Here is a 6,056-nt window from a genome sequence, read left to right as displayed (position 1 = left end):
TCAAGCCATGAAGTTATTTGTTTGGCTGTTAGATAATTATTCTCAACCACCACTTTCCCTGCTTGGGCAGCATTGGCAACACCTGCACTATTATCGCTGATTAAACCGCCAACAATCCCTGAAGTTAACGTTGCTCATGCACTTATATTCTGCTTTTCAGTTTCGGTGAGTTCTTCGGGGGTTTTGCCATAAAGTGAGTGCGATAAAATACCCACTGTTTCCCCTGTCATTGCGCCAGAGGCTTGCACTACTGCATTCTCGCCTTTTGCCAATGCAAGGCCTGCATTCAGTAAGCCGTGGGTAATGGTGCGCTGAATATCACTTTCAACACTATTACCTCGGATTTGGTTTTTCACTTCGTTGGCAAGATAAGGCGCGGAACCATTAGCAATCGCGGTAACAATATTGTTGCCCATGACACCTTGCGTAAATGCGGTGATGGCTTGGATGGCACGGGTATATTTCCCCCGAGCCAAAATCAGATCGGTTGGTATAATCCTGTAAGGCTTGCTGGAAGAGGCGATTCTGAATATCACGCTCGGTGACGTTATCGTTGGTTTCTGAAAGGGCTTGATAGAGATTGTCGTAGGCCGTATCAGAAAGATTATCGAGTTTTGAATTGGCTTTCGCTTGGTTCGTGCCACAAATAGTGTCCACCGTGGTTGCTAAGTCGATAACCTGTGCTCCAATTTCGCCCACCAACTGTTGTTTTTGTTGGCGATTTTGCTCTTTTTCTTTATCGAAGATTTTATTTAACGTGCTGTGAGCATTATCCGTATCTTGGCTTAATTGCGCGATATCTTGCTGTTGATTATCGCTATCACGCACTGCCCATGTACCTTGTGATACCGCAGATTGAATGGTGTTTTCAGCGCTGCCACTATGGTTGCCTGCCATTGCTAACGTATGGCTCATACTGTATTCAGCCAAAATCAATGAACTAATTGCTTATTGTCTGATTTGATAAGCTGTCAAAAAAGAGAATTTCAGCAATTCATCAGAACGACCTAAAACAATTGATAAATCGTCATTATTTTCTATGAAACTGATTTCGCCAATATTTAATTTTAGACATAGTCCAATACTATACTCTGGATTATCTAGTAATCTATACTCATAGATTTCATCCAAAATGCTATTTTTTGAAAAATCCAGTTCAACTAAATTATCTATTGGATATGCAAATGAATCTTGAATTTCATCTAAAAATTGGCATTGGGGTTCATTAAGTTCTTCTGCCAAATTAATATAACCTTCACCTATTGTTAATGAAAACCAACGTAAGCTCTCTATTTGAAAAAAAATAACAACATTTTTGCAAATTAAAGAATGATCAATAAAAAAAGAACGTCGTCTAAAGTTTAATAGTTTATGACCAACCACTTATCTAATCCTATTATCTAAAGTTAGGGGTGGCTTTTATAAAAAATAAAATAATAATACGGTATTATCATTCCATTACGTCATTGTGCATTAAAACAATTCAAAAAGTCATCACAGGCAAATAATCTCCGGCAATTCAATATAATGCAGAAGGATTATGCGCAGTCGGAACATCATGACCACGCACAATCAGCATTATGTCTTGCGCCTTTTTGTGATGTTACTACCATCCCCAAAAATATGGCTAAGTATATTAATTAAGATGTCAATCCAATAAGTTCTAATTCACTGGATATATTCACTGGCATTATAAATAATATGTTCTTTATAGAGCTCGGTAATTCGTTATAACTTAACCTATTAATAGGTTTTGATATCAGCTTATAGCCTTCACCCATTCTATAATCGTAACTAAAAATACCTTTTCCTGCCATCTTTATGAAAGAACGAAAATATAAAAAACGACTTTCTTCATTTTCAAAGTAAGGTAAATTTGATTCTATGATCTCAATTTCTGATATTGACTCTAATGAATCAAAGTAATCATAAATAATTTCATAATTATCTATTGACTCTCTTATTTTCTCAGGAATAGTCCCATTTCCACCTGTAGCAAAATGAGCAATGGTTCCATCTTGGTAAGAAGAAAACCAATCTAAATCATTAGATTCTAAAAACTAATCATCCATATATACCATTATTCATCACCAAATATATTTTTACAATTATCACAGCGGGTAACAACTTCACCAGTTCTAGGACGAACCGCTGGTGTAAGTTATTTTAAATTAGGATTTGACAACATAAATTCATTAGTAGCTCTAAATTCTGCGCAGTTGATTGTCCTGTTGACTGAAGAGTAATTAAAAATACTTCAACATTAGGTATAGCGTTCTTGAAGCCTTTTCATAGAACGCTCTATCATATCTTCATTTTCTGGATACTCATTTAAATAGCTATTCGTTATCAACCGTATTAACTCAACAAATTTCTGAGGAGAGAGAGTAGAACTTTCGTAATCTCCAAACATAAAACTGACCTCATCAAATTCATCGGGTATATCCCAATCTTGGTCTAATGCGTAACCATTACCTTCTGATGGAGAAAAACCATGCCCTTCACTAGCCATCCTTAAAAACGCAGGATACATCATTTTATTATTTTTTAGTGTTTCAAAAATAATATCATATAAATCCCTGCCATCATTTTTATACAGATCTTTTTTTATATTTATTAACCAATCTAATTTGTCAATATTCATTTTTATCTCTTGGGGGCATTGTTATAAATACGTTATTAATTTCTCCAATTTTTGCATCTCTAGTCACCTCCAGTAACCATCAATCTGAGCTGAATCTTGTTTATGTGCACCTGAAATAGTTCCTTATTTATGATTCAATACACCTAGCTGAGTATTATGTTCTGTAATTTTGTTTATTAAATCTCTAGGAATTAGCTTGCTAGTTTCATTAACTTACTCTGCAAGCAATAGGTCTCCATCAAATTGCCCACTAGAACGTTTAACATCTGAAACTTTGCTCGCCTTTTTAAAGCTATTTTGATCCGTTCCTGCATCTCAGCTTGGTATTTCCTTACCGCTCTTAACAAATGCCAAATAGGTTTTTGCTGCTATAAATTGAAGGGCTTTCGCTGTTGTAGTCGGCGGAGTCCCCCCCACTATTTCAGCTGCTTTCTCTAGTGTCATCTCTTGTTGTGTTAAAAACACATCAAGCGGTATACCCGTAATATTTCCTCATACAATCATTATCCCCAAAGCCAGACCGTGGATTATCCAGCTGGTAGAGGATTAAGACAAAAATTTGATCGGACTTTTGGCATCAGTAGCTAAACTAGTTAAGCCGCTACTGATATTAATGACTATTCTATAAATCTTTATATCTGTCAGGAAGATATCTTCTATGCTCTATTAATTTAATTAAATTTTTTAAATCTTCTAAGTAATAAGATAATTCGTCTTTATTCGAATATTCTGTTTTTTCATATATTTGCTCAACCTCTACATCCTCACCCGCCAAACCGGACTATTAATTATCCGACTGACTGAGAGAGTATAGTTATTGGCAAACCTAATCCTAAGATTAGGTTTGCCTAACAATCTAGCTTAAATGCGCATTAATTCTCTTACATAAAAATTCATAAAAATTATAAGCATATAGATTTGACTCCCCTGATGGGAGTTCTAAATATATAGGGCACTCTCCATCTTGATATTTTGAATAATCAAAATAAAAAGTTTCACCCAAATCTGTTTCACTGATAACTAATTGTAATGGCTTTGCAGTTCCATTTCTTACATTCATTAGATTTTGATAAACTATGTCCCCACCACATACATCCTCAAAATTTATGCCATAAATACTATAAATCTCTTCCCCTCCTATTTCCCCTCCAACAAAATTTTTCAAAAAATCCTTATAAGATAAGGAAAATTGTAATCCTAATTTTTCTTCAGCTTTTCTAATCCATATATCATCAACTGAATCATTTACTGTACCAAAATCAACAAAATCACTATGTCCTGCTACAAGTTCTTCAACGTCAACTAATGTATAGTTATTCTTCATAATTTATTTACCGTAAGTTTCCGCTCTCTGTTTCCAGTATTCGTTTTTCCATTGCTCGAAAGCTGCTCTATCAATACCTAATGAAATTGTATTTGTATTAATATGAATAACTGAACTATTACCCTGATGAAAAGATTGGGTTGTTTCAGCTATAGCACCATCTTGTTTTTGAGTCATATGATGTAGATTAATAGATTTTCCATCAGTACCAATAGGTGCTCATCCTGATGCCATTCTCTCTAAGTTTGTACCAGCTAGCCGAACAGTTGATTATCCAGTTGGCAAAGGAGTAAGGGAGATAAGGAAGATCCCTATGAATACTGGGATCTATTATCAATAAAAATTATCGTCTAACTGACTTTCAGATTTTAATATCTCTAAAAATCTTTTATAGGCGGTTTCATCTAATTCAAGTAAGTCATCTAATAATGATTCTTCGATTAAAGCCCAATGATGGACGCTCTTTGCATCATCATTTGAAAAAAAGACTGTTTTAAAATCTAATTGATTATCAATGATTTTTACTTCATCAGCTTTATATGTTTGCAATCCGCCATAATTAATAGGCATTCCATAAAAATATGTTTCATCATCAAACCAATAAATAGCAAAAATATCAACAATAGAGCCATCTGATTCTTGTATCTTCATTTAACATTATCCTTTATTGTATCCACCACTTATTTTGGATCTTGTTGCATCCTCTGAGGTGACGTAATTTTCATATCATAATTGTGTTATACTAATAATCTCAGAAGTTAACGTTGCCCATGCACTTATATTCTGCTTTTCAGTCTCAGTGAGTTCTTCGGGAGTTTTACCATAAAGTGAGTGCGATAAAATACCCACTGTTTCCCCTGTCATTGCGCCAGAAGCTTGCACTAAAACATTCTCACCTTTTGCCGGTGCAAGGTCTGCATTCAGTAAGCCGTGCGCTATCGTGCGCTGAATATCACTTTCAACACTATTACCTTGAATTTGGTTTTTCACTTCGTTGGCAAGATAAGGGGCTGAACCATTAGCAATCGCGGTAACAATATTGTTGCCCATTACACCTTGCGTAAATGCAGTGATGGCTTGGATGGCACGGGTGTATTTCCCCCCCGTACCAAAATCGGATTGGTTAGTATAATCCTGTAAGGCTTGCTGGAAGAGGTGATTCTGAATATCACGCTCGGTGACGTTATCGTTAGTTTCTGAAAGGACTTGATAGAGATTGATCGTAATTTAGATTTGAAAAAACTAGCACCAGAGAATTAATGCATAATTGTGAGTCCGAAACTGACTATCAGAGGTAAGTGGTGGGGTGAGTTAAGATTTACGGTGGGCAGTCACTTTACCCTCACTCGCCAAGCTGGATAACTGATCATCCAGCTGGCTAAGAACGAGTAAACTGATTGAGGTAAAAGATTAAAACTTGTCGGCATAGTCACTGTTTAAATAGCCACTATGCCATTATTTTTATAGATCTTTGTACCTATCTGGAAGGTATCTTCTATTCTCCATTGATTTCATTAGATTTTTTAGATCTGCTAAGTAATGTGATAACTCTTGTTTATTTGAGCATTCCGTTTTTTCATATATTTGCTCATCAGATAAATGAGTTAAAACGTAATTTAAGCAATCTGTATAAATTACAACTTCCGATTCAGATAAACGAATATCAAATAAAGTTACATCTGCTTCTGGCATGTAATTAATTTTTAGTGTATCCATCTTATCACCTCACATAATCAGAAAATTTTTCTTTAAATTCATCTAGTTTTTCATTACTAGGTCTATTCCATCGACCATCTCTAATACGTTGAGCCGTATTTTTGTCGCTATTTTTAAATGACGTAACCACTTCGCCATCAGGCTCAATTAGATGTATTCTTCCATCATTACCTTTTACAACCCAGCGACCATCATCTTGTATTATAACTAAAGCTCGCTTTTGGGTCTGTGTTAATATTATGCACCTGCATGGCTAAATTTGCTGTGCCCGTAGTTGTTACACCTACCACACGGCTAGCAACAGTAGTGCTACCTAACCAACTCGATACATAAGGGCTAATAGCCTTACTCATTATTGGTAAACCTAATGCT

Annotated in this window: 10 protein-coding genes and 1 pseudogene; all 11 read right to left on the bottom strand. The window is 35.4% G+C overall.

Annotated features, from left to right (window positions below; all coding sequences use genetic code 11):
* Positions 1-122, bottom strand: a pseudogene (locus DK866_RS20375) (VENN motif pre-toxin domain-containing protein); the annotation flags it as partial.
* Between the two features lie 12 nt (positions 123-134).
* A complete protein-coding gene (locus DK866_RS19625; RefSeq protein ID WP_109410238.1) occupies positions 135-416 on the bottom strand; it encodes a hypothetical protein in 282 nt (93 codons plus the stop codon).
* Positions 385-915 (bottom strand): hypothetical protein, encoded by a 531-nt coding sequence (locus DK866_RS19620; protein ID WP_109410237.1) that lies wholly within the window; start codon positions 913-915, stop codon positions 385-387. Before DK866_RS19620 ends, DK866_RS19625 begins: the two co-directional genes overlap by 32 nt.
* A gap of 33 nt (positions 916-948) precedes the next feature.
* Entirely contained in the window at positions 949-1,383 is a 435-nt protein-coding gene (locus DK866_RS19615) for a hypothetical protein (protein WP_109410236.1), read from the bottom strand.
* Positions 1,384-2,263: 880 nt separating this feature from the next.
* Entirely contained in the window at positions 2,264-2,644 is a 381-nt protein-coding gene (locus DK866_RS19605) for a hypothetical protein (RefSeq protein ID WP_109410235.1), read from the bottom strand.
* Between the two features lie 856 nt (positions 2,645-3,500).
* A complete protein-coding gene (locus DK866_RS19600) occupies positions 3,501-3,968 on the bottom strand; it encodes an SMI1/KNR4 family protein (RefSeq protein ID WP_109410234.1) in 468 nt (155 codons plus the stop codon).
* A 3-nt stretch (positions 3,969-3,971) separates the two neighbouring features.
* Positions 3,972-4,181 (bottom strand): HNH/ENDO VII family nuclease, encoded by a 210-nt coding sequence (locus tag DK866_RS19595; RefSeq protein ID WP_273802065.1) that lies wholly within the window; start codon positions 4,179-4,181, stop codon positions 3,972-3,974.
* Between the two features lie 120 nt (positions 4,182-4,301).
* Positions 4,302-4,619: a hypothetical protein gene (locus DK866_RS19590; RefSeq protein ID WP_109410233.1), complete on the bottom strand. Its 318-nt coding sequence runs from the start codon at positions 4,617-4,619 to the stop codon at positions 4,302-4,304.
* Positions 4,620-4,694: 75 nt separating this feature from the next.
* On the bottom strand, positions 4,695-5,018 hold the full coding sequence (locus DK866_RS19585) for a hypothetical protein (protein ID WP_109410232.1): 324 nt from the start codon (positions 5,016-5,018) through the stop codon (positions 4,695-4,697).
* A 411-nt stretch (positions 5,019-5,429) separates the two neighbouring features.
* Complete coding sequence (locus tag DK866_RS19580) at positions 5,430-5,684, bottom strand: hypothetical protein (RefSeq protein WP_109410231.1); 255 nt, start codon at positions 5,682-5,684, stop codon at positions 5,430-5,432.
* A 191-nt stretch (positions 5,685-5,875) separates the two neighbouring features.
* A partial coding sequence (locus DK866_RS19575; protein WP_208624204.1) for a hypothetical protein occupies positions 5,876-6,056 on the bottom strand: 181 nt, incomplete at its 5' end.

It is taken from the genome of Proteus genomosp. 4 str. ATCC 51469 (assembly GCF_003144375.1).
Lineage (GTDB): Bacteria > Pseudomonadota > Gammaproteobacteria > Enterobacterales > Enterobacteriaceae > Proteus.
The sequence above is the reverse complement of the archived record's forward strand: the minus strand, read 5'-3'. Positions and strand labels throughout refer to the sequence as shown.

What these genes read in the sequence shown, in the direction of transcription:
- DK866_RS19625 (WP_109410238.1), bottom strand. Translation starts at nt 416, where the DNA reads ATGGGCAACAATATTGTTACCGCGATTGCTAATGGTTCCGCGCCTTAT.
- DK866_RS19605 (WP_109410235.1), bottom strand. Translation starts at nt 2,644, where the DNA reads ATGAATATTGACAAATTAGATTGGTTAATAAATATAAAAAAAGATCTG.
- DK866_RS19580 (WP_109410231.1), bottom strand. Translation starts at nt 5,684, where the DNA reads ATGGATACACTAAAAATTAATTACATGCCAGAAGCAGATGTAACTTTA.
- DK866_RS19620 (WP_109410237.1), bottom strand. Translation starts at nt 915, where the DNA reads ATGAGCCATACGTTAGCAATGGCAGGCAACCATAGTGGCAGCGCTGAA.
- DK866_RS19590 (WP_109410233.1), bottom strand. Translation starts at nt 4,619, where the DNA reads ATGAAGATACAAGAATCAGATGGCTCTATTGTTGATATTTTTGCTATT.
- DK866_RS19585 (WP_109410232.1), bottom strand. Translation starts at nt 5,018, where the DNA reads ATGGGCAACAATATTGTTACCGCGATTGCTAATGGTTCAGCCCCTTAT.
- DK866_RS19600 (WP_109410234.1), bottom strand. Translation starts at nt 3,968, where the DNA reads ATGAAGAATAACTATACATTAGTTGACGTTGAAGAACTTGTAGCAGGA.